The following is a 24,066-nucleotide window of genomic DNA, read 5'->3' as shown; positions in this document are numbered from 1 at the left end:
GAGGGGGTCTCAGGCATGGGCCGTGGCCGTCAAAAGGCGAAACACACCAAGATCGCCCGCGAACTGAAGTCGTTCAGTCCGTCGGTGAACTACTCGGCGCTCGAGCGCGAGCTCGCGCACCCGAGCGACGCTGAAGACGCATACGTCGACAAGTGGGCCGACGAGTATGCAGACGAAGACGAGGACGAACTCGAAAAGGCCTGACCGCCGATTCGTTCGTCGTCGACTCCCCCGTGCGCTGCACGGGGGTTTCGTCGTGCCCGGAATGCCGGAACTGAGCGCAGCCCGTGCCCTGTCGGTCGCGGACGGACCTCGACCGGCCTGAGAGGATCTCCTCATGGCTCGTGTCGTCTCGCTCTTCCGTCACCCGATCAAGGGCTTCACTCCCGAACCCGTCGACTCCCTGACCGTGCAGTCCGACGGCCGGATCGCGGGCGATCGCGTGCTGGCGTTCCGCTTCGCCGATGCGACCGATCCCGAGCACCGCGACGGGCTCGACCACTGGCCGAAGGCGAAGGGACTCTCGCTGCAGGATTTCCCGGGGCTTGCCACCCTGCGCACCGACTACGACGATGATCGGCAGCGGGTGCGGATCGAGCACAGCGGAACAGTGCTCGTCGAGGCCGGGCTCGACGACTCGGGCCGGGTCGAGCTCGCGGACGCCGTGACCGAGTTCGTGCTCGCGAGTGCCGAAGGCCGACGGATCCGACGCCCGGGGCGACTGCCGCTCGTGCTGGTGGGCGACGGCGTGACATCGAGATTCCAGGACCGCGCTCGCGGCTACGTCTCGGTGCACAGTCGAGGCAGCGTCGACGCCCTGAGCGACGCCCTCGGCTTCGGCATCGACGACCGCCGATTCCGCTCGAACGTCGTCATCGACGACGCCGCCCCCTGGTCCGAGCTCGACTGGACGGGCGAGCTGAGCATCGGCCGGGTGACGTTCCGCGCGGCGGGTCCGATCGTGCGGTGCCTGGCGACACATGCGAACCCCGACACCGGTGTGCGCGATGCGAAGGTGCTCAAGACCCTCACCAGCGACCTCGGGCAAGACGAGCCGACGCTCGGGCGACTGCTGCTTCCGCCCCGGGCCGACACCGACGGATCGGCGGAGTGGGCCGGCGGCACGATCAGCATCGGCGACGAGGTGCGGGCGCACTGAGGCCGCACCGGGTGCCGGGCCTCGCGCCGCGAGTCACCAGCGACCGTGTCGGCGCTCCCAGTCCTCTTCGATCGTGCGGCGACGGCCCGCGACCCACCCGGCGGGGATGACCGCGATCAGCACGCCCACGAGAAGCCACAGCGGGATGAGCCAGCTGTCGGTGAGGTCGTGCAGCAGCCCGATCAGCAGCGGGAACACGGCGGCGACGGCATATCCGATGCTCTGCACGAAACCGCTGAGCGCCACCGCGCTCTCGGGCGTGCGGGAGCGGATGCTGAGCAGCACGAGAGCGAGCGGGAACAGCGCGGCCGCCAGCCCGAAGAACGCCACCCACAGCGGCAGGCCGACCGTCGGGAAGAACAGCATCCCCGCGAGGCCGACGAGACCGCAGCTGATCGCGATGAAGAAGACCGGACGCGTCGCCTGGAACCGCACGATGAGGATGGGCACGAGCAGCGAGCACGGCAGTCCCATGAGACCGAACAGGGACAGCAGCAGACCGGCGTTGGCGGGTGACACCCCACCCACATCGATCATGATCGTGGGGAGCCAGGCGAAGGACACGTAGGCGATCGTCGAGGACGCCGCGAACACGAGCGCGATCGACCACGCCATCGGCAGTCGCCAGAGCCGACCGAAAGCCCGAGGATTCGCGGGCGTCGTCGCGATCGGACCGGTCGCCATGGAGGCGGCATCCGCATCGGTCTCGGCCTCGGCGGCGGCGGGAGCGCTCCGCGGGGTCGCGTCCGCGACCGCATCCGCCCGACTCGTGACCAGCATCGCCACCCACGGCACCAGCGCGATCGCGGCGAACACGCCCCAGAGCCCCAGCGAGACCCGCCACCCCGCCGAGTCGGCGAGGGGCACCGCGACCAGCGGTGGCACGAACGTCGACACGGCCATGGTGGTCGAGTAGACGGTCATCATCAGGCCGAGACGATCGGGGAAGTACTTCTTGACGAGTGGCGGCAGCAGCACGTTGCCGGAACCGACACCCGCGAAGACCACGGCCGTCGCTGCGAGCAGCGATGTCGAGTCGACGGCGAGGCTGCGCAGCAGCAACCCGGCCGCGATCAGCGCGATCGCGACCACCGCCACACGCTCGAGCCCGAAACGCCGCTCGAACAGCGGCGTGAGCAGGCCGAAGACGGCGAAGCACACCGGCGGTGCTGCGCCGATCAGTCCGACGACGACCGACGACACCGCGAAGTCGTCGGAGACGTGGTCGAGCACGGGCGACAAGGATGCCACGGCCGACCGCAACGAGAACGCCACCAGGACGATGCCGACGAGAGCGAGCGCACGACCACGCCAAAGCGGCTGCGCACCCGAGGTCACGAGGTCTGCGACCCCTCCACCCACGCGAGGTACTCGTCGGAGACCGTGCCGGTGACATACCGACCGTCGAAGCAGCTCATGTCGAGATCGCTCAGCACGGAGCCCTCGGTGATCGCAGCCTTGAGGTCTTCGACCTCCTGGTAGACCAGGTGGTCGCAGCCCAGCTCGGTGGCGATCTCGGGGATCGTCCGCCCGTGGGCGATGAGCTCGTGGCGCGACGGCATGTTGATGCCGTAGACGTGCGGATACCGCACGGGCGGCGCCGCGGAGGCGAACGTCACCGAGGTGGCACCGGCATCCCGGGCCATCTGGATGATCTCCTTCGACGTCGTGCCACGCACGATGGAGTCGTCGATCAGAAGCACGTTCTTGCCCTGGAACTCGGTCGACATGGCGTTCAGCTTCTGCCGCACGCTCTTCTTGCGCACGGCCTGACCGGGCATGATGAAGGTGCGGCCGACGTAACGGTTCTTGTAGAAGCCCTCGCGATATTCGATTCCCAGCTTGCGAGCGACCTCCATGGCCGCGGGCCGAGACGAATCGGGGATCGGCATGACGACGTCGATCTTGTCCATCGGCACGTGCTTGGCGATCGTGTCGGCGAGCTTGTCGCCCATCCGCAGGCGGGACTCGTAGACCGAGACGCCGTTCATGACCGAGTCGGGTCGCGCGAGGTAGACGTACTCGAAGGCGCACGGCGCGAGCATCGCGTCCTTCGCGCACTGCCTGCTGTGCAGTTCGCCCTCGTTCGTGATGAAGATCGCCTCGCCGGGTTCGACCTCGCGGACCACCTCGTAGTCGGCGTTCTCGAGCACCAGAGACTCGCTCGCGACGACCCACTCGTCGCGCCCCTCAGCGCCGGGGACGGTCGAGGGACGGCGTCCGAGGATGAGGGGGCGGATGCCGAACGGGTCACGGAACGCGAGCAGACCGTAGCCGGCGATGACCGCGATGACCGCATAGGCGCCCTCGATGCGCTCGTGGGTGCGTTCGACCGCCTCGAAGACCCGCTCGGCGTCGAGGTCGACCGTCGAGGTGGTGTTCTGCAGCTCGCCGGCCAGCACGTTGAGCAGCAGCTCGGTGTCGCTCGAGGAGTTGAGGTGACGGCGGTCGCGCTTGGCCATGTCGGCCGTGAGCTCACGCGTGTTCGTCAGGTTGCCATTGTGGATGAGGATGATGCCGTAGGGCGCGTTCACGTAAAACGGCTGCATCTCCTCCTCGTTCGACGCGGTGCCCTTCGTCGCGTACCGCACATGCCCGAGCCCGACGTTGCCGAGGAGTCCGCGCATGTCGCGCGTGCGGAACGCCTCGCGGACCATGCCCTGCGCCTTGGCGTTGTGCATCACGCCGTTCGCCTCGGCGGTCGCGATGCCCGTTGCATCCTGACCGCGGTGCTGCAGCAGCAGGAGTGCGTCGTAGATGTCCTGATTGACCGGGGCAGAGCCCACCATTCCGACGATGCCGCACATGGACTCTTACTTCGCTCCGTCCGCGTAGGCGCCGACCAGGCGCACCGCTCCACCATCGACGCCCTTGGCGCCCTGTTCGAACTCTCCTGCCGGGCGCGCGCCGAAGCCCACGGTTCCGACCTGCCACGCGGGCATGCCCTCGGCGGCGAGGGCCGCGATCGCGGCATCCTTCTTGTCCGCCGCGATGATCGCGAGGAATCCGATGCCGAGGTTCCACGTGCCCTCCGCCGACTCCAGCGTGGAGCCCGCGATGTCGCTGAGCACGCGGAAGACCGGGCTCGGCGACCAGGTGCTGCGGTCGACCTCTGCCCAGCTGCCCTGCGGGAGCACCCGGGCGAGGTTCGCCGCGATGCCGCCGCCGGTGACGTGACTGAGCGAGTGCACTCCCCCGCCGAGCTGCTCGATCAGCCGCAGCAGCGGGAGCGTGTAGAGGCGCGTCGGCTCGAGAAGAGCCTCGCCCCAGGTCTTGCCGAAGTCCGCGGCGTTGTCGCCGTAGCCGATTCCGGCATTCGTGACGATGTGGCGCACGAGCGAGTAGCCGTTGGAGTGCAGTCCGCTGGACTCGACGGCGAGAACGACGTCTCCGTCCTGCACGCGGTCGGCTCCGAGGATGCCGTCGGCCTCGACGACACCCGTCGCGGCTCCCGCCACGTCGTAGTCGCGCGGACCGAGAAGACCCGGGTGCTCGGCCGTCTCGCCGCCGATGAGCGCGGTGCCGGTGGCGGTGCAGGCCTCGGCGATGCCGCGCACGATGTCGGCGATGCGCTGCGGGAAGACCTTGCCGCACGCGATGTAGTCGGTCATGAAGAGCGGCTTGGCACCCACCACGACGATGTCGTCGACGACCATGCCGACGAGATCCTGGCCGATCGTGTCGTGCTTGTCGATGGCCTGCGCGATGGCGACCTTCGTGCCGACGCCGTCTGTGCTGGTCGCGAGCAGCGGGCGACGGAAGTCGCGCAGGGCGCTCGCATCGAACAGTCCGGCGAAGCCGCCGACACCGCCCAGCACTTCAGGGCCGTGCGTCGCGCGCACGGAAGACTTCATCAGCTCGACGGCGAGATCGCCTGCAGCGGTATCGACGCCGGCTTCGGAATAGGGATTGGTGGGGGAGGCAGCCACGCCACCAGCCTACCGCCCGCGGGGCCCTCCTCTCCCCGCCCTCCATCTCCTACGATGGGGCCATGGCCGACAAGCCGCAGTGGTTGATCCGCGAAGACGCGAGCGTTCCGGTGCTCGTCGCGCTCGCGCTGCGCCAATCCCTCGGCATCCGGGCCCCGGAAGACCTCCCCAGCCTGCGCGATCTGCCCGTCCGAGCACCGGACGCCGTCGAGGTGACGCCCGCGCTGGAGAAGCAGTGGCGCGACTACTGGGACATGACGGTCGAACCCCGTGCGCACCCGTCCGGCGTGCCCCTCGAGCTCATCGAGGGCTTCGACACTCTCGTGGCACTGCCTGCGACGGGGGCCGAGCAGCTCGCTGCGGCGATCGCCCCGCATGCGGAGTCGGCGATGCACTTCGCCCGCGTGGCCCACGATCGCTATGTCGCGTCGATCCGCAGTTCGATGGCGAGCCGGTCGGGCAACGGGAACATCGGCGGCGAGGCCTACCGGGCCTACGCGAGCGCGATCGCCGAATTCGAGCGCGATATCGGGCGACGTGCGCATTCATTCGAGCTCAACGTGCAGGTGCTGCCGTTCTCGCAGCGAGGGATCTGGTGGATCGGCGCTCTCACCGTGGCGGTGACCGACGGGCTGCGCCGCGACGTGGTGTCGTTCGACGCGGCGATCCGACCGATCATCGCAGAGCTCGCCTGACGCGGCCTGCTGTGCGCTGACCGGGTCAGTCGTTCGCGATGATCGTCTCGTGCTCGACCGTGACGACATGATCGTGGCGGCGAGCGACGCGCTCGAGGATCAGCGCGACGATGCTCGCGAGGGCGAAGCCGATCGGCACCGTCCACAGCAGCAGGAATCCGAACACCTGTCCGGGCGGGTAGACGACGTTGACCGCTTCGGAGGGTTCGTAGCTGCCCATCATCGTCAGGATGCCGGCGGCGATGATGCCGAGCACGACGCCGATGCCCATGAACACGCCGAAGCGCGGCACGCGGCGGACGGTCGCCTCGACCGTCTGGGAGGAATCGTGGGAGGACATGCATCCATTCTCCCACCGTTGCCTGTGGGTCGCTCCCCCACGTGCGCAGAGCATCGCCCTCCCGCGTGCGCTGCGGGGAGGGCGATGCGGCTCTGCGGAGGATCAGACCTCGGTCGGGACCTCGGCGTCGGTCGGCTTCGCCACAGTGCGGCGCCCGATCAGCACGCCTCCGCCGACGGCGAGCACGACGATCACCAGGCCTCCGACGATCCACGGCCACACCGGGGCGCTGTCGGTGTCCGCGGCAGCCGTGACGGATGCGGCGGCTGCCGTGCCCTGGGACTCGGCGGGCTCGTCCTCTGCCGGAGCCACGACACCGCACTCGGCCGCGACAGGGATCTGCGCGGTCACCGGGTCGAGCTCCTCGCCGGCGGCATAGGTGCCGAAGGCGGCGGCCCCTGCCTCGGTGAGGGAGGTGGGAACCCCGTCGAGCGACAGCATTCCGTCGACGACAGTCGTGTCTCCGAGCGCGAACTCGGCGAGACGGACATCCTTCTGGTCGACGCTCTGTCCGTCCTGCGTGGTGCCGAGCACGTCGAACACGAGATAGCCGGTATCGCCAGCGAGCTCGAGGCGGGCGTTGGCCAGAGTCGTGTTCAGCGCGCCATCATGACCCGTGAAGTTGATGCTGCCACCGAACCCGACGAGCCCCGCGAGGGTCTCGTCGTCGAACGAACCCGCCCCGTTCGACCACACGAAGGCGGGGTACTCGTAGACCACATCGGTCAACGTCCAGCCCCCGGCCGCGATGCCCTCGATGTAGGTGCGGAACGATTCCTTGTATCCCCATTCGAGAGTCGCGCCGTCGACCGTGCACGCCCCGATCACCGCAGCCTCCCGCGTCAGGGTGAACTCGAGACCGCGAACCACCGACCCCTGCAGGGTCAGCGTGTGCGGACCGTCCTCGAGACTGGCCGGCAGCGAGCCTGACCAGGTCGCGATGCCCGACGCATCCGCCGAGATCGTATCGAGCAGCACCGGGGTCGAGTACACGACGACCTTGATGCCGGTCTCGTTCGGCTGGAATCCCGATGCCGAGAACGTCGCCGACTTTCCTGACTGCAACGCCGCGAGCTCCTCGTCAGTGATCTCGATGCCCGTCGTCGCCGGCGGTGCGCTGGGGAGCGTGGCCTTCGGCTGCACCACGGCAGCCGCAACCGTTCCGGTGGTGCCGGTCGGAGCCGCCGCAACCGAGCCGATCGTGAACGACACGGGATCCAGATTGGTCGAGAAGCCCGCAAGCACGCGGTCACGCCCCTCGGCCGTCAGCGACGCGGGCACGCCCGAGTAACTCACCGCGCCGTTCGCCGTCGTGATGGCGGCTCGGGACAGGTCGAGCGTCGCGAAGGGCACCTGGGCGCCGCCATGCGTCACGGACAGCGTCGCCGCGCCTGCGGAGGTGACGGTGACCTGCGGGTTCGACACCGTGACATCGAGGACGCCGCTGTGACCGGTGAAGCGCACCGAGCCGCGATAGATCACACTGCCGAGACCGGTCGCCGCGTTGTAGTCACCGCCGACCGTCTGGCCGAACTGGAACACGCCGTTCGAACGGGTCGCCCCGCCGGATACGTCGATCGCCCCCTTGGCGATACCGCCGACGACATACTCCGTGAAGGACGTCGAGATGCCCCACCGCAGCGAGCCGCCAGGCACCGAGACCGCCGGCGAGGTCGGAGTCGTCGGGTTCGGAGGCGTCGGCGGGGTCTCGGGCTTCTCGCCGAACAGGCCCTTCCACTGTGCATCCGTGATCTTGACGGTCGAGCGTGCGTGGATCGTCTCCGCGGTCGGGAGGGTGTGCTGCCGCCACGCGACGACCTCATAGGTCTTCGTGCGGTCGAGGCTCTCGGCCGACGCGTTGAGGTCGACGGAGAACGCGCCCCACTCGATGCCCTGCACGAACTTCATCGCGAGGAAGCCACCTTCGGCGGTGACCTGCGCCTCCGTGCCCTTCTCGATCAGAGCGACGTACGCACCCGTCACGTCGCCGAGTCTCGAACCGGTGGCAGTGACGGTGAGACCGTCAGCCGCGCTCGCGGACTTCACCGCGGTGGTGAGAGCCGGAGCATCCGGAGCACCCAACAGCGCGTTCCACTGTGCATCGGTGATCTTGACGGTCGAGCGTGCATGGATCGTCTCCGCGGTGGGGAGGGTGTGCTGCTGCCACGCGATGACCTCATAGGTCTTCGAACGATCGAGAGCATCAGCGGCCGCAGTCAAGTCGACGGCGAACGCGCCACCCGTGATGTTCCGCACGTACTCCATCGCGAGGAAGCCACCCCCGGCGGTGACGTCGGCTTCGGTGCCCTTCTCGATCAGAGCGACGTACGCACCCGTCACGTCGCCGAGATTCTTGGCTGCTGCAGAGACGGTGAGACCGTCAGCCGCGCTCGCGGACTTGACCGCGGTCGCGAGAGCCGGAGCATCCGGAGCACCCAACAGCGCGTTCCACTGTGCATCCGTGATCTTGACGGTCGAGCGTGCATGGATCGTGTCCGCGGTCGGGAGGGTGTGCTGCTGCCACGCGATGACCTCATAGGTCTTCGAACGGTCCAGGACGTCGGCCGCCGCGTTGAGGTCGACGGCGAACGCGCCACCGGTGATGTTCCGCACGTATTCCATTGCAAGGAAGCCGCCGCCGGCGGTGACATCCGCCTCCGTGCCCTTCTCGATCAGAGCCACATACGCACCCGTCACGTCGCCGAGTCTCGAACCGGTGGCAGTGACGGTGAGACCGTCAGCTGCCGTCGCGGACTTCACCTTCGCCGTGAGCGAGGCCGCGGGCGTGGTGGGGGTGGGGAGCAGTGCGTCCCACTGCGCATCCGTGATCTTCACCGTCGAGCGGGCGTAGATCGTGTCCGCAGTCGGGAGGGAGTGCTGCTGCCACGCGATGACCTCATAGGTCTTCGAACGGTCCAGGGTCTCAGCAGCCGCAGTCAGATCGACGGCGAACGCGCCCCCGGTGATGCTCCGCACGTACTCCATCCCCAGGAAGCCACCACCAGCCGTGACATCCGCCTCCGTGCCCTTCTCGATCAGCGCCACATACGCACCGGTGACATCACCCAGCTTCGAACCGGATGCCGTGACAGTGAGACCGTCAGCTGCCGTCGCGGACTTCACGGTCGATGTGAGCGAGGCCGAGGCGTTGCCGTAGTTGAGGGCGACGCTCTTCTCCTGCGTCGCATTGGTGACGCCGCCGGCGCCATAGGTGTACACGCCATAAGAGCCCGGCGTCGCCGGAGCATCCTTCAGCGTCAGGGTCGCCTGGAAGGTGCCGTCGGCGGCGATGTCGACCCACTGCGCGCGGATCGCGGCCTGGAACTGCGCGGGAACCTGATTCAACACGCTCTCTGCGAGCGCCCACGCCTGCGAGCCGACCGAACGCGTCGAGCCGGCCGCGCCCGTCGAGGGCTGCCAGGTCGAGGCGAAGTTGCCGAACACGACGTACGTGCCCTGCGGGAGATTCGCGGGAATCGGCATGCCGCGGCCACCGACGTTCGCAGTCGGGTCATACCCCGAGCCCTTCACGACGACCTTGTCACCCGGCTTCAGCGCGTTGGCCCCGGCCGGAGTCGTGCCGTCAGCGAGGAACACCTGGATCGCAGGCTCGGCCGGAGTCGTCGGCTCGATGGCATCCCAGTCCGCGTCGCTGACCGTGACCGCCGCGCGAGCGAGGATCGTCTGGGCGCTCGGCAGCGTGTGCTGCGTCCAGACGATCACCTCGTAGCTCTTGGTGCGATCGAGATCTGCCGCCTTCGCCGTGAGATCGACCGAGAACGCACCACCCGTGATGCCGCGAACGTATTGCATGGCGGCGAACCCGCCCCCTGCAGTCACGTTCGCCTCGGTGCCCTTCTCGATGACCGCCGCATAGACGCCCGACGCCGAGCCGAACGAGGAGCCGGTCACGGTCGTGGTGATGCCGGGGTCACCCGTCGCGACCGCCGAAGCGACAGTGATCTTGGGTGCGCCCGAGTAGTTGAGGGCGACGCTCTTCTCCTGAGCGGCGTTGATGACTCCACCGGCGCCGTAGGTGTAGATGCCGTAGGCGCCGGGGGCGGCCGCGGCGTCCTTCAGCGTCACTGTCGCCTCGAACGTGCCGTCGGCTGCGATGTTCACCCACTGGGCGCGGATCGCGCCCTGGAACTGCGTCGGAACCTGGTTCAGAACCGTCTCGGACAGCGCCCACGCCTGAGCCCCGACCGAGCGCGTTGCTCCCGCGGCGCCCGCGGAGGGCTGCCAGGTCGACGCGAAGTTGCCGAACACGACATACGTGCCCTGCGGGAGGTTCGCCGGAATCGGAACGCCGCGGCCCCCGACGTTCGCGGTCGGGTCGTAACCCGAACCCTTCACGACGACCTTGTCGCCCGCCTTCAGTGCGGTCGTGCCGGCCGGCGTCGTGCCGTCAGCCAGGAACACTTCGATCGCTGGTGCAGCGGGGTTCGTTCCGGGGTCGGTTCCGGGGTCGGTGCCCGGGTCGGTTCCTGGATCAGTACCCGGATCGGTTCCGGGGTCCGTGCCCGGATCGGTTCCGGGGTCCGTGCCCGGATCGGTTCCTGGATCAGTACCCGGGTCCGTACCCGGATCGGTTCCGGGATCGGTACCTGGATCGGTACCCGGGTCGGTCGTCTCCACACCGAAGACCGCATCCCACTGCGCACCCGAGATGGCGACGTCGCCCCGGGCATAGATGGTCTGAGCGTTCGGCACCGAGTGCTGCTGCCAGATGAGCACCTCGTACACCTGAGTGCGGTCGAGCCCGGCTGCGGCGGCGGTCAGTGTGAAGGCACTCGCGCCGGCGGTCACCGCGGGGAACGGCTGCGCGAAGGCCGCGTACCCGCCGCCGGGGCCTGAGAGCCCAGCTTCGGTGCCCTTCACGATGAGCGCTGCATAGATGCGCGTGACGTCGGGCAAGCCCGAGGCGTCGACCTGCACCGTGATGCCAGCCGTGTCGACCGAGGTCACGGACGTCGCGACAGTCCCGCTCGCTGCGTGCGCGGGGGGAACGATCACCGCACCGGCCGCTATCAGAAGGAGGGAGACGAAGGCGGCGACCAGCACGCGTATGCGGCTGCTCCCCGTGGATGCTGTGGCTGTGGCGTTCACGATTCTCCAGGCTCCGAGGCGCGCGAAATCGATGCGCGCCGGCGGTGCCGCTGTGCGGTCGGGCGAGAGGGTGATTGTTGGTTAGGCTTAGCTAAGTAAGCTCCATTCCTGAGAATAGAGGCGGCCGTGAGGCCGAGTCAAGTTTTAGGATAGCCTTGCCTAATGCGACGCGCCTCAGCCCTTCTCCTCGCCGCCGCTCTGGCCGTCGGTCTGGCCGCGTGCGCAGACCCGGGAGCCTCCGCCGCACCGCAGCAGAGCGAGACCGCGCACGCGTGCCCCCAGGCATCCGTTCCCCTCGCCGAGCTGGATCTCGTCGACGACGTGCGCGGCGCGACCGGTGGATCCACGGCCTGTCTCTCGAACCATGCGATCGAGCCGGTCGCCGACGACACCGCCCCGGAACTCCCCGTGACCGTCACCGACACCGAGGATCGCGAGGTCGAGATCACGGACGTCGACCGCATCCTGCCGATCGACATCTCGGGCACGATCGCCTCGACCGTCTTCGCCCTGGGCCTCGGCGATCAGGTCGTCGGCCGCGACTCGTCGACGATGTTCGCCGGCACCGAAGAACTCCCCGTGGTCACCAAGACCGGCCACACGCTCAATGCCGAGGCGATCCTCGAACTCGCTCCGACGATCATCCTCACCGACACCACGATCGGCCCGAAGGAGATCCGCCAGCAGCTGCGCGACGCCGGCATCGCGGTCGTGGTGATCTCGAGCGACCGGCGACTCGACACGACCGACGAGCTGGTCACCGAGATCGCCGCGGCGCTCGGCGTGCCTTCGCGCGGGGCCGCGCTGATCGAGCGCCTCGACGCCGACCTCGACGATGCGCTGGCCGAGATCGCCGAGGTCGCGCCGTCCGACGTCGACGACCGGGCGCGGATGCTGTTCCTCTACGTGCGCGGCAATGCGAACATCTACTACATCTTCGGCGAGGACTCTGGTGCCGATTCTCTGATCGACGCCGTCGGCGGGGTCGATGTCGCGGCCGAGATCGGATGGACCGGCATGAAGCCGATGACCGCCGAAGCGCTCGTCGCCGCGAAGCCCGACGTGCTCGTGATGATGACCGACGGACTCGAATCGGTCGACGGCATCGACGGCCTGATCGAGCGCATCCCGGCGATCGCCGAGACTCCCGCAGGAGCGAACCGGCGCGTGATCGACATGGCCGACAGTGAGATCCTCAGCTTCGGCCCTCGATCGGCCGACGTGATCGGCGCACTCGCTCGAGCACTCTACGCACCCGAGTCCGCGACCGCCGAGTCCGCGAAGTGACCGGCGAGGTCGTCACCCGCACGCCGTCGCGTCATCTCGGGCTGCGCTTCACGCTCGTCATCATCGGCCTCGTCGCCGCCCTCCTCGTGACCTGCATCGCGTCGATCACGAGCGGCCAGTACTCGCTCTCCCCCACCGACCTCATCGGGGTGCTGCTGCGCGGCATCGGCATCGACACCGCCTGGGCACCCACCCAGGCGGCCGACTACGGCGTGATCTACAACCTGCGTCTCCCTCGCCTGGTGCTCGGCCTGCTCGTCGGTGCCGCCCTCGCGGTGTCAGGCGTGCTCATGCAGGCGATCTTCGGAAATCCGCTGGCGGATGCCGGGGTCGTCGGCGTCTCGTCCGGTGCTGCCCTCGGCGCGGCGGCGAGCATCACGCTGGGGCTCGCGTCGTTCGGCATGTGGACCACCCCCGCGTTCGCCTTCCTCGGCGGGCTCGCGGCCGTGCTCGCCGTCTACTTCATCAGCCGGTCCGGCGGCCGCACCGAGGTCGTGACGCTGCTGCTGACGGGCATCGCGATCAATGCGATCGCGGGCGCCGGCATGGCCTTCCTCACCTTTCTCGGCACGACGTCGACGCGTGAGCAGATCGTGTTCTGGCAGCTCGGATCGCTCAACGGCGCACTCTGGTCGAACGTCGCCCTGGTCGCGCCGCTCGTCGCCATCGGTGTCGTCGTCGCACTGATCGTGTCACCGCAGCTCGACCTCTTCGCCCTCGGCGAGCGCACCGCCCGGCACCTCGGCGTCAACGTCGAGCTGCTGCGGATGGTCGTGATCGTCACGGTCGCGATCCTCGTGTGCGCCGCGGTGGCCTTCGCCGGCATCATCGGGTTCGCGGGCCTCGTCGTGCCACACCTGATGCGCATGATCATCGGGCCCGCGCATCTGCCGCTGATGATCACCTCGGCGCTCGGCGGCGCGCTGCTGATCGCGGTCGCCGACCTCGTCGCACGCACCGCCGTGCCGCTGGCCGACCTGCCGATCGGCATGATCACCTCACTCGTCGGCGGACCGTTCTTCCTGTGGCTGCTCGTGCGCACGCGCCGCCGGTCGGGAGGATGGGCATGAACGCTGTTAATGCCACGACCCGCCTGGAGGCGACCGGCGTCACCGTGCTCGTCGGCGGCGGGCGCGCGATCCTCGACGACGCGTCGATCGAGATCAGGGCCGGCGAGAGCCATGCGCTGGTCGGGCCCAACGGCGCGGGCAAGACGACTCTCTTCGGGGTCCTGTCCGGAGATGTCATGCCGAGCACGGGAGACGTGCTGCTCGACGGGGTGCCGATCGACGGCATCCGCGCTCAGGACATGGCGCGAGCCAGGGCCGTGCTGCTGCAGGAGAACGCGGTGTCGTTCTCATTCAGCGCCGAGCAGGTCGTGCGCATGGGACGAGCCCCGTGGGCACGCACCGGCGCTGCTCACGATGACGACGAGATCGTCGCTGCCGCGATGGCATCGACCGAAGTGCTGCCTCTCGCCCCTCGCGGAGTCACCTCGCTCTCGGGCGGCGAGCGCGCCCGCGTTGCGCTGGCCCGAGTGATCGCGCAGAGCACCGGAATCCTTCTGCTCGACGAGCCGACGGCGGCACTCGATCTGAAGCATCACGAAGACGTCATGCGGCTCATTCGAGGGCAGGCGGATGCCGGTCTCGCTGTCGCGATCGTGCTGCACGACCTCAACGCCGCACTCGCGCACGCGGATCGCGTGACGCTGCTGTCGGAGGGCCGGGTCGCCGCAACGGGTGCCGCTGCCGACGTTCTCACGGCCGAGCGGATCGAGGCCGTCTACGGACAGCCGGTCGACGTGTTCCCGCATCCGGCGACGGGTGTGCCGCTGGTGGTCGCGCGCCGCAGTCGCTGACCGGGTCGCTTCAGGGGCGAAGGGGCAAGACGTCCGAGAGGTCGGCGCGGGTGCCGGAGGCGCTGACCCGGCCCGAGCCCGCGGCATCCGCCCAGTGCTCCGTGCCCGTGGCGACGGCGATCCACGTCGCGGGGTCCATCTCGACGACGTTCGGCGGGGTGCCACGCGTATGCCGAGGGCCCTGGATCACCTGCACGGCGCCGAACGGCGGCACCCGCACCTCGACGCTGTTGCCCGGAGCCTTCTCATCGAGCAGCTGCAGCAGGTACCGCACGGACGTCGCGAGGTCGGTGCGCTGCGGCTTGTCGCCGGCGGCATCCGCTCGGCGCACCGCATCGAGTGCGGCGCGCCCCGCGATGATGTCGATCTTCCTGGAGGGCATGGTGACCAGGCTACGCCGGGGCCATTCGCCCTGGATGCGCGCGCTTCGAAAGGAGATGCGCGCTTCCGAAGGAGAGATTTCCCGAATTCGGCCTTCCGAAGCGCGAATCTCCTTCGCTGGCGCACACGCCGCCCGCCTCCATCCCGGCGCACAGGAATAGGCTCGAGGCGATGAGCCAGAATCCCGACACCCTGCACGGCGCGAGAGCCGAGCTGCTCGCCGCGGCGCAGCGCAGTGCGGGCTGGACGAGACCCCTCCCTCCTGTCGACGGCACGGCCCACCCGGCATCCGTGCTCGTGCTGTTCGGAAGGCTCGACAGCATCCCGGCTCAAACAGACACCGCGACCATGGCCGCAGACCTCGATGTGCTGCTGCAGCGCCGAGCCGCCACGCTGTCGTCGCACCCCGGGCAGGTGTCGTTCCCCGGCGGCCGGGCCGAGGACGCCGATGCGGATGCCGTCGCCACCGCCCTGCGCGAAGCCGAAGAGGAGACGGGGCTCGACCCGGGCGGCGTCGAGATCCTCGCCACTCTCTCGGAGATCCCGCTCGCCGCGAGCAACCACATGGTCACCCCGGTGCTCGGCTGGTGGCGTTCACCATCGCGCGTCGCGGCCGTGGATCACGCGGAGACGGTCGACGTGTTCCGTGTGCCCGTGGCGCAGCTGCTCGACCCGACGACCCGGTTCACATCGACGATCCACCGCATGGGTCGCACCTGGAAGGGGCCGGCGTTCGATGTCGACGGCACGATCGTGTGGGGCTTCACGGCCATGGTGCTCGATGCACTGTTCGACGCGGCCGGCTGGACCGTGCCGTGGGACCCGTCGGTCGAGCGCCCGGTCGAGCTCTGACCCGGTCTCGCGCCGCAACCCGCCGAAACGCGCCCGCCCGCCTCGGTAGTCTGGACGGGTGAAGATTCTCGTCCTCGGTTCCGGTGCCCGTGAGCACGCGATCATCCTCGCTCTGCGAGCAGAGACCGCGGAGCACGAGATCTTCGTCGCCCCCGGCAACGCCGGAATCGCGCAGGATGCGACGCCGGTCACCCTCGACATGCTCGACGGGGCGGCCGTGACCTCGTTCGCCAACGAGCACGCCGTCGACCTCGTGGTCATCGGGCCCGAGGCCCCTCTCGTCGCCGGCGTCGCAGATGTGCTGCGCTCGCACGGCATCCCCGTGTTCGGCCCCGGCAAAGCTGCCGCGCAGCTCGAGGGCTCCAAGTCGTTCGCGAAGCGGATCATGGATGCCGCGGGCGTGCCCACCGGTCGTGCGGTGCGCGCCACCACGACCGCCGAGGTCGAGGCCGCGTTCGACGAGCTCGGCGCCCCGTACGTGGTCAAGGCCGACGGGCTGGCAGCAGGCAAGGGCGTCATCGTCACCGCCGACCGCGCAGACGCGCTCGCCCATGCCGAGCACTACCTGCCCTCCGGCCCCGTGCTCATCGAGGAGTTCCTCTCCGGCCCCGAGGTCTCGCTGTTCTTCCTGAGCGACGGCGACACCGTGCGCGCGCTCAGCCCGGCCCAGGATTTCAAGCGTGCGCTCGACGGCGACGAGGGCCCCAACACGGGTGGAATGGGTGCGTACTCGCCCCTGCCGTGGCTCGCCGAGCAGTTCGGCAGCGAGCAGGCCTTCGTCGACGAGGTCACTCGAGATGTCGCCCTGCCCGTGATCCGTCAGCTCGACGAGGAGGGCACCCCGTTCATCGGCTTGCTCTACGCCGGCCTCATCCTGACTCCCGCCGGTGTGCGCGTGATCGAGTTCAACGCCCGCTTCGGCGACCCCGAGACGCAGATCGTGCTCCCGCGCCTCGTGACCCCGTTGTCCGAGCTGCTGCTCGCCGCAGCATCCGGCACCCTGGAAGACCAGCCAGAGCCGGTCTTCAGCGATGACGTCGCCATCACGGTCGTCCTGGCCAGCGAGGGCTACCCCGAGGCACCGCAGACCGGGCGCCCGATCGAGGGTCTGGCCGAGGCCGCGGCCGTCGAGGGCGTGCGACTCGTGCACGCAGCGACCGCCAGCCCTGATGCACCCGGCGGCTCGCTGATCGCGACCGGCGGTCGCGTGCTGAACGTCGTCGCCGTGGCATCCGACTTCCGCACCGCCCGCGACCGGGCCTACGAGGCGATCGGCCGCATCACTCTCGAGGGTTCGCACTTCCGCACGGACATCGCCGCTCGCGTCGCGGAATAACTCGCCCCGTCGTCTCTTTCCTGCCGATTCGCGCAGGTACTCCGCCATTCCGGACACGGACGGTTGACACCGGGAGCTTTCTTCAAGAAAGTGAGCGGATGCCGCTCCGCTCCGACTGGTCGACAGCCACGTGTCCGATCGCCCGCTCCGCCGATGTGCTCGCCGACCCCTGGGTGCTGTTGATCCTGCGCGAGCTGTTCTCGGCTCGCACGCGCTTCGATGAGCTGCGCGAAGCCACCGGAGCCGCCGACTCCGTGCTCGCCCGACGTCTCACCTCGATGACCGAGGCGGGCCTGGTCGCGCACGACGATCCCGGCTATCGGCTCACCGACGCCGGACGCGAGACCCTCCCGATCCTCCACGCCTACGCGCGATTCACGCGCGCGCTCGATCCGGACGGCCCCTGGGGGCTGACGATCAGCTGCGCGCGCTGCGGCGCGATCGCCGCATCCGCCGACTGGTGCGCGGAATGCGCCGCTCCGCTGGATGCCGACAGCACTCGCTGGGCGCGGCGCAGCATGGGCGGCGAGCCGTTCGCCCTCGCTTCGGGCAGCGCAGCATGACCGCCGAATCGGTCGAGGAGCCGAGCGGCCTTCCGACACCCCCTCAGCCTGCGATGCCGCAGCGCCGAATCCATCCCGCGTGGATCGTCGCACTCGTCGCACTGATCGCCCTGATCGGAGCCGCCGGGTTCCGTGCGGCACCCGGGGTGCTGATGCTGCCCCTGCAGGACGAGTTCGGCTGGACCACCGCCGAGCTCTCGCTCGCGGTCACGGTCAACCTGCTGCTGTTCGGCCTCACCGCGCCGTTCGCCGCAGCCCTCATGCAGCGTTTCGGCATCCGCGCCGTCACCGTCACCGCTCTGTTCGTGATCGGCGCGGGTGCGGCCCTGAGCGTCTTCGTCGCCACCCCGGCGCAGCTGATTCTGACCTGGGGCGTGCTCATCGGACTCGGCACCGGCTCGATGGCGCTGGTGTTCGCGGCCACGATCACCGACACCTGGTTCGCGACGAGGCGCGGCCTGGTCTCGGGTGTGCTCACCGCCGGCAGCGCGACCGGACAGCTCCTCTTCCTGCCTGTGATCGCCACGGCGGCCGAGGACATCGGGTGGCGCGGAGCATCGCTGATCATCGCCGGGGGTGCGCTCGCGGTCGTTCCCCTGGTCTGGATCTTCGTGCGCAACCGTCCGAGCGATCTCGGCGTCAACCGCTACGGCGACACCGGCCCCGTCACCGTGGCTGCGCGGCCGAAGGGCAGTGCGTGGGGCGCCGCGCGCCTCGCGATCACCACGCTGCGCGACGCCGCACGCACCAAGACGTTCTGGGCTCTGGCGATCGGGTTCGCGATCTGCGGGGCGACGACCAACGGCCTGATCGGCACGCACTTCATCCCCAGTGCCCACGACCACGGGATGGCGACGACCACCGCCGCGGGCCTGCTCGCGGTCGTGGGGATCTTCGACATCGTCGGCACGGTGTTCTCGGGCTGGCTGACCGATCGGGTGAACCCCCGCATCCTGTTGGCCGCGTACTACGCGCTGCGCGGCGTGAGCCTGCTCTTCCTGCCGAGCCTGCTGTCAGCCGAGGTGCAGCCGAGCATCATCGTGTTCATCGTGATCTACGGCCTCGACTGGGTCGCGACCGTGCCGCCCACCATCGCACTGTGCCGCGAGGTCTTCGGCGATCGGGGCCCTCTCGTGTTCGGCTGGGTGTTCGCCTCGCATCAGATCGGCGCCGGCATCGCGTCGTTCCTCGCGGGCATGGTGCGCGACCACACCGGTCAGTACACCGTCGCCTGGTTCGCGGCCGCCGGTCTGTGCGCCGTCGCCGCGCTGGTGAGCGCCACGATCCGCCGGCATCCGGCCCAGGTCGCGTCCGACTGACCGCCGCCCCTCGCCGCACACGGACGAAGGCCCCCTCCCGAACGGGGAGGGGGCCTTCGACACAGGCGAACCGGTCAGAGCACCTTCGAGAGGAAGTCCTTCAGGCGCTCGTTCTTCGGGGCTCCGAACAGCTCGGCGGGCGGCGCCTCCTCGACGACGACACCGGCATCCATGAAGACGGTGCGACCCGAGACCTCGCGCGCGAAGCCCATCTCGTGCGTCACAAGCACCATCGTCATGCCGCCGGACGCGAGGTCGCGGATGACCTGCAGCACCTCGCCGACCATCTCGGGGTCGAGGGCGCTCGTGGCCTCGTCGAAGAGCATGATCTCGGGGTCCATCGCCAGCGCGCGAGCGATCGCGACGCGCTGCTTCTGACCACCCGACAGGGATGCCGGCTTGGCGTCGGCCTTCTCGGCCAGCCCCACGCGATCGAGCAGCGCCAGAGCGCGCTCCTTCGCCTGGGCCTTCGACAGCTTGCCGAGCTCGACCGGTGCGAGCGTGATGTTCTCGAGCACGGTCATGTGCGGGAACAGGTTGAAGTGCTGGAACACCATGCCGATGCGCTGACGCACCTCATCGAGCTGGACGCTCTTGTCGGTCAGATCGACGCCGTCGACGACGACGTGACCAGACGTCGGCTCCTCGAGCTTGTTGAGGCACCGCAGCAGAGTGGACTTGCCCGAACCCGACGGACCGATGACCGCCACCACCTCGCCGTCCTCGACGGTCAGGTCGATGCCCTTGAGCACATGGTTGTCGCCGAACGACTTGTGCAGGTCTCTGACTTCGATCTTGCTCATGCGTTGAACTTCCTCTCCAGGCGGTTCGCGAGCAGCGTCAGCAGCGTGATCACGACGAAGTAGATGATGGCGACGATCGTCAGCACCTGAGCGGACAGGTACGTCGAGGCGATGATCTGACGCGACACGAACGTCAGCTCGGCCAGGCCGATGACGCTGATCAGCGACGTGTCCTTGAGGGTGATGATGCCCTGGTTGACGAACGACGGGATCATGATGCGGAACGCCTGCGGCAGCACGACCTTCTGCATGGTCTTCCAGTGCCCGAGGCCGAGCGAACGCGATGCCTCCGCCTGACCGGGGTCGACGGCCTGGATGCCGCCGCGGATGATCTCGGTCATGTACGCACCCGTGTTCAGCGAGAGCGTGATCGCCCCGGCGACGAACGGGTTGAACGTGAGCCCGGGGAACAGCTGCGGGATGGCGAAGAACACGAAGAACGCCTGCACCAGGATCGGCGTGCCGCGGAACACGTAGACGTACGCGGTCGCGACCCAGCGGAACGGCGCGAAGGCCGAGACACGACCGAACCCGAAGATGAGGCCGAGGATGAACGCCGCCACGATCGCGACGAGCGTCGCGAGGATCGTGAGCCAGAGGCCCTCCATGAGAGCGGGCCAGTACTTCACGGCCACGGAGAAGATGTCGGTCGCCTGCGTGGTCTCCTCGCCGCCGGCGAGGTAGCTGTCGACGATCTCGTCGTACTCGCCGGATGCCTGGAGGTTCTCGAGCCCCGCGTTGAACATCTCGACCAGCTCAGGGTTCTGGCCCTTGTTGACCGCGAAGCCGTACTCGCCGCCGAGCTCCGGCTCGCCGATCAGGCGGAAGCCCGATCCCTGCTGGATGCCGTAGGCGAGCACCGGGAAGTCCTCGAAGTAGCCGACGGCCTGGCCCGCCTTGACGGCATCCACCATGTCGGTGGTGTCCTGGTACGGCGTGATGCGGAAGCCGAACTCGTCTTGGTTCTCCTCGGCGAACGTCTGCCCCTGCGTGCCGGTCTTGACCGCGACCGCCTCGCCGTCGAGGTCATCGAGCGACTGGATGTCGCTGGACTCCAGCACGCCGAGCTGGATGCCGCTGGTGAAGTACGGCTCGCTGAAGTCGAACGTCTTCTCGCGCTCCTCGGTGATCGACATGCCTGCCATGACGGCGTCGACCTGGTTGGCCTGCAGCGCCTGCACCGCGGCGTCGAAACCGAGCTGACGGATCTCGACCTTGAAACCCTGGTCTTCGGCGATGGCGCGAAGCAGGTCCATGTCGATGCCGACGAGTTCGCCGTCGGGAGAGGTGAACTCGAACGGCGCGAACGTCGTGTCGGTGCCGATGACGTAGGTCTCGGAATCGTCTGCGGCAGTCGCCGCGGATGCTCCGCCGAGCAGGGCACCGGCCGCGATGAACGCCGTGAGCGCCATCGCCCCGACGGTGCGTCCGAACGCGCGCAGGCGCGCAGACGCAGGAGAGGGATTTCGGATCACGACGGATGCTCCTCGGATCGGATGGGCGACAGGATGCTGCCACCGGGATGGTCGTCGACCATCAACCCTAACCGGCGACGGCGTGTCGCCGTGTTCGCTCGACCCTTGGGGCCGTCCGATCAGAGGGTGATCCAGTATCGCCGGAGCATCGCGTGGCCGCGTGCGGACTGGTCGCTGACGTCCTGCAGCACGCCTCCGGCGCCTTCGATCGTGCGGTAGGACCCGACGTTGTCGTCGTCGCACGTGACCAGCACGCGCTCGAGTCCGAGCTCCCGGGCGCGCTCGAGTCCGAGCCGCAGGGCGGCCGACGCGTAGCCTCGACGGCGCCGCGACTCCCGCACCGAGTACCCGATGTGACCGCCCGCCTCGCGGAGCCACTCGTTGAGGTCGTGCCGGAACGAGAGGAAGCCCACGACCTCGCCCTCATCCACGACCCAGTACAGGTCGTTGTGCACGGCATCGTCGGGCAGCTCGGCCGTGGTGTCGGAGAGGAGAGCCGACTTCTCGATCAGAGCATCGAGCGTCGCGCGATCAGGGGTGACCGGCGACTGCAGACCCGATCCGTCGACGTGACCGTCACCGAATTCGGCGACGGCCGCCGCCCAGGAGTCGAACAGGTCGGTGGTGGGCCTCGTGAGCTCGATCGTCATCGCACGATGAGATCACACCGGGGCCGTCTCTCGCAAAACCGGTCAGAGAGAGCCGGGTCTTCCGCACCATTGTGCAGAAGACCCGGCTCGTCGTCGGGCCTGGGTCAGGCCGCGGGAGCGGGCGCCTCCGCGGGGGCGGATGCCGCGGCATCCGCCTTGTCGTAGCGACCGAGGAAGAGCGAGGCGACGAGCGCGACGACCATCACGCACGCCGGCAGCAGGATCGCCTGCGACATCCCGGCTGCGAACCCCTCGGCGACCTCGGGCGGCAGCGAGCCGCCGCTGATGCCCGAGGGCGCATCGGCGAGCCCAGGCAGGTTCGCCTCGAGACGCGACTGCATGAACGTCGCGATGGACGCCGAGCCGATGACCGATCCGATGGTGCGGGTCGTGTTGTAGATGCCCGCCCCGGCACCGGCCTGGCGCGGGGCAGCTTGCGCGTCGCGGTGGTCGCGAGCGGCCCCCACATGCCCGCGTTGCCGATACCCATCAGCGCCGACGGCAGCAGGAACATCCAGATCGGGGTGTCCATGTTGATCAGGGCCGAGTACCAGATCAGGGCGACGACGACGCACAGCAGACCCGGTATCAGGATGAGGCGCGGGTCGACCCGGTCGAGCAGCTTGCCGGCGAAGGGGGCGAGCACACCTGACAGCACGGCCATCGGGATCAGCAGCAGCGCGGCCTCGGTCGGCGTGAGTCCTCGTGCCGTCTGCAGGAAGAACATCATGGGCAGCGACATGCTCGTCACGGTGAAGCCGACGGCGGCGATCGCCACGTTGGCCCCCGAGAAGTTGCGGTCGCGGAAGAGCGCGAGGGGCACCAGCGCCTCGCTGCGCGTGCGCGCCTGCTGCACGATGAACAGCGCGAGGATCACAAGCCCGGCGATGATGAGGCTCCACACCGAGATCGGACCCCAGATCACACCCCAGTCGAACTTCTCGCCCTCCTGGAGGCCGAACACGATGAGGAACAGCGCAGCCGCGCTCAAGATCACCCCGAGGATGTCGAAGCGGTGCGGACTCGTCTGCAGCTTGGGCACGAGACGCCAGGCGAGCACGAAGGCGACGATGCCGACGGGGATGTTCACGAAGAAGATCCACTCCCAGCCGAAGCCGTCCACGAGCAGGCCGCCGACGAGGGGACCGACGAGCGTGGCGACGCCGGCGGTCGCGCCCCACAGCCCCATGGCTGCGCCCCGGCGCTCGGGCGGGAACGTGCGGGTGATGACCGCCATCGTCTGAGGCGTCATGAACGCCGCGCCCAGGCCCTGCACGGCGCGCGCCGCGATCAGCATCTCGAGCGAGCCCGAGAGCCCGCACCAGAGTGACGCGAGCGTGAAGATCGCGAGGCCGATGAGGTAGATGTTCTTCGGCCCGAACCGGTCGCCGAGACGCCCGGTGATCAGCAGCGGCACCGCGTATGCGAGCAGGTAGGCGCTCGTGACCCACACGACGTTGTCGAGGTTGTTGGTGGTCGGGTCGAGGGCCGCCTTGATCGCGGGGTTCGCGACCGAGACGATCGTCGTGTCGACGAGGATCATGAAGAACCCGATGACGAGCGCCCACAGGGCGGGCCACGGGCTGGCGGGGCGATGCCCTGCGGCGAAGGTGCCGGTCGAGGGACCGGATGACGCGGATGCCCCGGGCGGGCGTCCTGTCGAGGAGGGTTCGGTCATTGCTGTGCGGCCTTTCGCTGTGCGCGGTAGCGGTCTGAGTACTCGAAGGCGCTGGGTCCCCAGGGGAACTCCTCGGCCTCGAGCCGGTCGATCAGGGAATCGATCCAGCGCAGCTCGGCGTCGAGCAGCACCTCCTGACGTTCGAATTCGACGAGCACCTGCTCGGGCACCCCGGTGCGTCTCGCCTCGACCAGCCCGTCGCGATGCGACCCGTGCCCCTCATCGAGAGCCGCACGCCGCAGACGCAGCGCTTCGATCACGTCAGCGCTCTCGAGGTTGTGGGCCTCGGCGAGCGCGACACGGAACTCGGCCGGCCGGTCGATGATCGACAGCTCGCGACGTAGCCAGGTGATGAGAGCGTCTCGCCCGGCATCCGTCAGAGAGTACGTCGTGCGCTCGGGACGGTTGCCCTCTCGATCGCTGCCGACCTCGTCGAGGAGGCCTGCCCGTCGGAGGCGTCCGACCGTGTGATAGAGCGTGCCGTTGGTGATCGTGAGCAGGCGTTCGTCGCGCCGAGCGCGCATGAGCCGCACCATCTCGTAGGGGTGCATGTCGCCCTCGCGCAGCAGCGCGAGGATCATGACGGCCATCGAGGTCAGGCGGTCGGTGGTGTCGTTCGGCACGCGCAT

20 protein-coding genes and 1 pseudogene are annotated in these 24,066 nt (G+C 68.9%); 10 read left to right on the top strand and 11 right to left on the bottom strand.

The features are described from left to right. Nucleotides 1–15 precede the first annotated feature (15 nt). On the top strand, nucleotides 16–204 hold the full coding sequence (locus ACZ0AA_RS15975; protein WP_042537993.1) for a DUF3073 domain-containing protein: 189 nt from the start codon (nucleotides 16–18) through the stop codon (nucleotides 202–204). A 133-nt stretch (nucleotides 205–337) separates the two neighbouring features. Further along, the gene (locus tag ACZ0AA_RS15970) at nucleotides 338–1,159 is read left to right on the top strand and encodes an MOSC domain-containing protein (protein WP_400862533.1); all 822 of its coding nucleotides are present in this window, start codon (nucleotides 338–340) and stop codon (nucleotides 1,157–1,159) included. Between the two features lie 33 nt (nucleotides 1,160–1,192). On the opposite strand, the gene ACZ0AA_RS15965 is transcribed toward ACZ0AA_RS15970, so the two are convergent. Genes ACZ0AA_RS15965 through purM form a run of 3 tightly spaced genes read right to left on the bottom strand, consistent with a single transcriptional unit; the run spans nucleotide 1,193 to nucleotide 5,088 of the window. Continuing rightward, nucleotides 1,193–2,521 carry an MFS transporter gene (locus ACZ0AA_RS15965; RefSeq protein ID WP_400862535.1) on the bottom strand — a complete coding sequence of 443 codons (1,329 nt, stop codon included), beginning with the start codon at nucleotides 2,519–2,521 and terminating at the stop codon, nucleotides 1,193–1,195. Then, the gene (gene purF, locus ACZ0AA_RS15960) at nucleotides 2,494–3,966 is read right to left on the bottom strand and encodes an amidophosphoribosyltransferase (protein WP_400862537.1); all 1,473 of its coding nucleotides are present in this window, start codon (nucleotides 3,964–3,966) and stop codon (nucleotides 2,494–2,496) included. The genes ACZ0AA_RS15965 and purF overlap by 28 nt, the downstream gene beginning before the upstream one ends. Nucleotides 3,967–3,972: 6 nt before the next feature. Next, nucleotides 3,973–5,088, bottom strand: a complete 1,116-nt coding sequence (purM, locus tag ACZ0AA_RS15955; protein WP_400862539.1) for a phosphoribosylformylglycinamidine cyclo-ligase — start codon at nucleotides 5,086–5,088, stop codon at nucleotides 3,973–3,975. Nucleotides 5,089–5,150: 62 nt separating this feature from the next. Here purM and ACZ0AA_RS15950 point away from each other — a divergent pair, with 62 nt between their 5' ends. Next, nucleotides 5,151–5,783 carry a zinc-binding alcohol dehydrogenase gene (locus ACZ0AA_RS15950; RefSeq protein ID WP_400862541.1) on the top strand — a complete coding sequence of 211 codons (633 nt, stop codon included), beginning with the start codon at nucleotides 5,151–5,153 and terminating at the stop codon, nucleotides 5,781–5,783. A gap of 25 nt (nucleotides 5,784–5,808) precedes the next feature. Here the strand turns inward: ACZ0AA_RS15950 and ACZ0AA_RS15945 are convergent, their stop codons facing one another. Together ACZ0AA_RS15945 and ACZ0AA_RS15940 are read right to left on the bottom strand one after the other, a co-directional pair. Continuing rightward, nucleotides 5,809–6,123 (bottom strand): potassium transporter Trk, encoded by a 315-nt coding sequence (locus tag ACZ0AA_RS15945; protein ID WP_400862543.1) that lies wholly within the window; start codon nucleotides 6,121–6,123, stop codon nucleotides 5,809–5,811. A 102-nt stretch (nucleotides 6,124–6,225) separates the two neighbouring features. Further along, nucleotides 6,226–11,232 (bottom strand): HtaA domain-containing protein, encoded by a 5,007-nt coding sequence (locus tag ACZ0AA_RS15940; RefSeq protein WP_463513543.1) that lies wholly within the window; start codon nucleotides 11,230–11,232, stop codon nucleotides 6,226–6,228. A gap of 162 nt (nucleotides 11,233–11,394) precedes the next feature. Between ACZ0AA_RS15940 and ACZ0AA_RS15935 the strand changes: the two genes are divergently transcribed. Genes ACZ0AA_RS15935 through ACZ0AA_RS15925 form a run of 3 tightly spaced genes read left to right on the top strand, consistent with a single transcriptional unit; the run spans nucleotide 11,395 to nucleotide 14,380 of the window. Next, a complete protein-coding gene (locus ACZ0AA_RS15935) occupies nucleotides 11,395–12,519 on the top strand; it encodes a heme/hemin ABC transporter substrate-binding protein (protein WP_463513542.1) in 1,125 nt (374 codons plus the stop codon). Beyond that, nucleotides 12,516–13,589, top strand: coding sequence for a FecCD family ABC transporter permease (locus ACZ0AA_RS15930; protein ID WP_400862549.1), 1,074 nt, complete (start codon nucleotides 12,516–12,518; stop codon nucleotides 13,587–13,589). Before ACZ0AA_RS15935 ends, ACZ0AA_RS15930 begins: the two co-directional genes overlap by 4 nt. Beyond that, nucleotides 13,580–14,380: a heme ABC transporter ATP-binding protein gene (locus tag ACZ0AA_RS15925; protein WP_463513541.1), complete on the top strand. Its 801-nt coding sequence runs from the start codon at nucleotides 13,580–13,582 to the stop codon at nucleotides 14,378–14,380. Before ACZ0AA_RS15930 ends, ACZ0AA_RS15925 begins: the two co-directional genes overlap by 10 nt. A gap of 10 nt (nucleotides 14,381–14,390) precedes the next feature. Here ACZ0AA_RS15925 and ACZ0AA_RS15920 read toward each other — a convergent pair whose 3' ends face one another. Further along, entirely contained in the window at nucleotides 14,391–14,762 is a 372-nt protein-coding gene (locus ACZ0AA_RS15920; RefSeq protein WP_400862552.1) for a sterol carrier family protein, read from the bottom strand. A gap of 170 nt (nucleotides 14,763–14,932) precedes the next feature. On the opposite strand from ACZ0AA_RS15920, the gene ACZ0AA_RS15915 reads away from it, so the two are divergent. The 4 genes from ACZ0AA_RS15915 to ACZ0AA_RS15900 all read left to right on the top strand — a co-directional run bounded on the left by ACZ0AA_RS15915 (nucleotide 14,933) and on the right by ACZ0AA_RS15900 (nucleotide 18,831). Then, nucleotides 14,933–15,613 (top strand): NUDIX hydrolase, encoded by a 681-nt coding sequence (locus tag ACZ0AA_RS15915; protein WP_463513540.1) that lies wholly within the window; start codon nucleotides 14,933–14,935, stop codon nucleotides 15,611–15,613. A 58-nt stretch (nucleotides 15,614–15,671) separates the two neighbouring features. Next, on the top strand, nucleotides 15,672–16,949 hold the full coding sequence (gene purD / locus ACZ0AA_RS15910) for a phosphoribosylamine--glycine ligase (protein ID WP_463513539.1): 1,278 nt from the start codon (nucleotides 15,672–15,674) through the stop codon (nucleotides 16,947–16,949). 98 nt (nucleotides 16,950–17,047) lie between these two features. Continuing rightward, nucleotides 17,048–17,512, top strand: coding sequence for a winged helix-turn-helix transcriptional regulator (locus ACZ0AA_RS15905; protein WP_463513538.1), 465 nt, complete (start codon nucleotides 17,048–17,050; stop codon nucleotides 17,510–17,512). Next, nucleotides 17,509–18,831 (top strand): MFS transporter, encoded by a 1,323-nt coding sequence (locus tag ACZ0AA_RS15900; RefSeq protein ID WP_463513537.1) that lies wholly within the window; start codon nucleotides 17,509–17,511, stop codon nucleotides 18,829–18,831. The genes ACZ0AA_RS15905 and ACZ0AA_RS15900 overlap by 4 nt, the downstream gene beginning before the upstream one ends. A 74-nt stretch (nucleotides 18,832–18,905) precedes the next feature. Here ACZ0AA_RS15900 and ACZ0AA_RS15895 read toward each other — a convergent pair whose 3' ends face one another. The 5 genes and pseudogenes from ACZ0AA_RS15895 to ACZ0AA_RS15875 all read right to left on the bottom strand — a co-directional run bounded on the left by ACZ0AA_RS15895 (nucleotide 18,906) and on the right by ACZ0AA_RS15875 (nucleotide 24,066). Next, nucleotides 18,906–19,634 (bottom strand): amino acid ABC transporter ATP-binding protein, encoded by a 729-nt coding sequence (locus ACZ0AA_RS15895; protein WP_463513536.1) that lies wholly within the window; start codon nucleotides 19,632–19,634, stop codon nucleotides 18,906–18,908. Further along, a complete protein-coding gene (locus tag ACZ0AA_RS15890) occupies nucleotides 19,631–21,109 on the bottom strand; it encodes an amino acid ABC transporter substrate-binding protein/permease (protein WP_400862561.1) in 1,479 nt (492 codons plus the stop codon). Before ACZ0AA_RS15890 ends, ACZ0AA_RS15895 begins: the two co-directional genes overlap by 4 nt. A gap of 119 nt (nucleotides 21,110–21,228) precedes the next feature. Further along, nucleotides 21,229–21,759, bottom strand: a complete 531-nt coding sequence (locus tag ACZ0AA_RS15885) for a GNAT family N-acetyltransferase (protein ID WP_463513535.1) — start codon at nucleotides 21,757–21,759, stop codon at nucleotides 21,229–21,231. A 104-nt stretch (nucleotides 21,760–21,863) separates the two neighbouring features. Next, nucleotides 21,864–23,437: pseudogene (locus ACZ0AA_RS15880) on the bottom strand (DHA2 family efflux MFS transporter permease subunit). After that, nucleotides 23,434–24,066 carry a PadR family transcriptional regulator gene (locus tag ACZ0AA_RS15875; RefSeq protein ID WP_463513534.1) on the bottom strand — a complete coding sequence of 211 codons (633 nt, stop codon included), beginning with the start codon at nucleotides 24,064–24,066 and terminating at the stop codon, nucleotides 23,434–23,436. The pseudogene ACZ0AA_RS15880 and the gene ACZ0AA_RS15875 overlap by 4 nt, the downstream one beginning before the upstream one ends.

The sequence above is a fragment of the Microbacterium sp. AC035 genome (assembly GCF_979258485.1).
This window is presented reverse-complemented; position numbering and strand designations above follow the sequence as displayed.

Bases quoted from the DNA above. Each gene is read 5' to 3' on its own strand.
- ACZ0AA_RS15945 (WP_400862543.1), bottom strand. From the start codon at position 6,123: ATGTCCTCCCACGATTCCTCCCAGACGGTCGAGGCGACCGTCCGCCGC.
- ACZ0AA_RS15875 (WP_463513534.1), bottom strand. From the start codon at position 24,066: ATGCGCGTGCCGAACGACACCACCGACCGCCTGACCTCGATGGCCGTC.
- ACZ0AA_RS15935 (WP_463513542.1), top strand. From the start codon at position 11,395: ATGCGACGCGCCTCAGCCCTTCTCCTCGCCGCCGCTCTGGCCGTCGGT.
- ACZ0AA_RS15975 (WP_042537993.1), top strand. From the start codon at position 16: ATGGGCCGTGGCCGTCAAAAGGCGAAACACACCAAGATCGCCCGCGAA.
- purF (WP_400862537.1), bottom strand. From the start codon at position 3,966: ATGTGCGGCATCGTCGGAATGGTGGGCTCTGCCCCGGTCAATCAGGAC.
- ACZ0AA_RS15970 (WP_400862533.1), top strand. From the start codon at position 338: ATGGCTCGTGTCGTCTCGCTCTTCCGTCACCCGATCAAGGGCTTCACT.
- ACZ0AA_RS15950 (WP_400862541.1), top strand. From the start codon at position 5,151: ATGGCCGACAAGCCGCAGTGGTTGATCCGCGAAGACGCGAGCGTTCCG.
- ACZ0AA_RS15925 (WP_463513541.1), top strand. From the start codon at position 13,580: ATGGGCATGAACGCTGTTAATGCCACGACCCGCCTGGAGGCGACCGGC.
- ACZ0AA_RS15895 (WP_463513536.1), bottom strand. From the start codon at position 19,634: ATGAGCAAGATCGAAGTCAGAGACCTGCACAAGTCGTTCGGCGACAAC.
- ACZ0AA_RS15900 (WP_463513537.1), top strand. From the start codon at position 17,509: ATGACCGCCGAATCGGTCGAGGAGCCGAGCGGCCTTCCGACACCCCCT.
- ACZ0AA_RS15915 (WP_463513540.1), top strand. From the start codon at position 14,933: ATGAGCCAGAATCCCGACACCCTGCACGGCGCGAGAGCCGAGCTGCTC.
- ACZ0AA_RS15905 (WP_463513538.1), top strand. From the start codon at position 17,048: ATGCCGCTCCGCTCCGACTGGTCGACAGCCACGTGTCCGATCGCCCGC.
- ACZ0AA_RS15885 (WP_463513535.1), bottom strand. From the start codon at position 21,759: ATGACGATCGAGCTCACGAGGCCCACCACCGACCTGTTCGACTCCTGG.
- ACZ0AA_RS15920 (WP_400862552.1), bottom strand. From the start codon at position 14,762: ATGCCCTCCAGGAAGATCGACATCATCGCGGGGCGCGCCGCACTCGAT.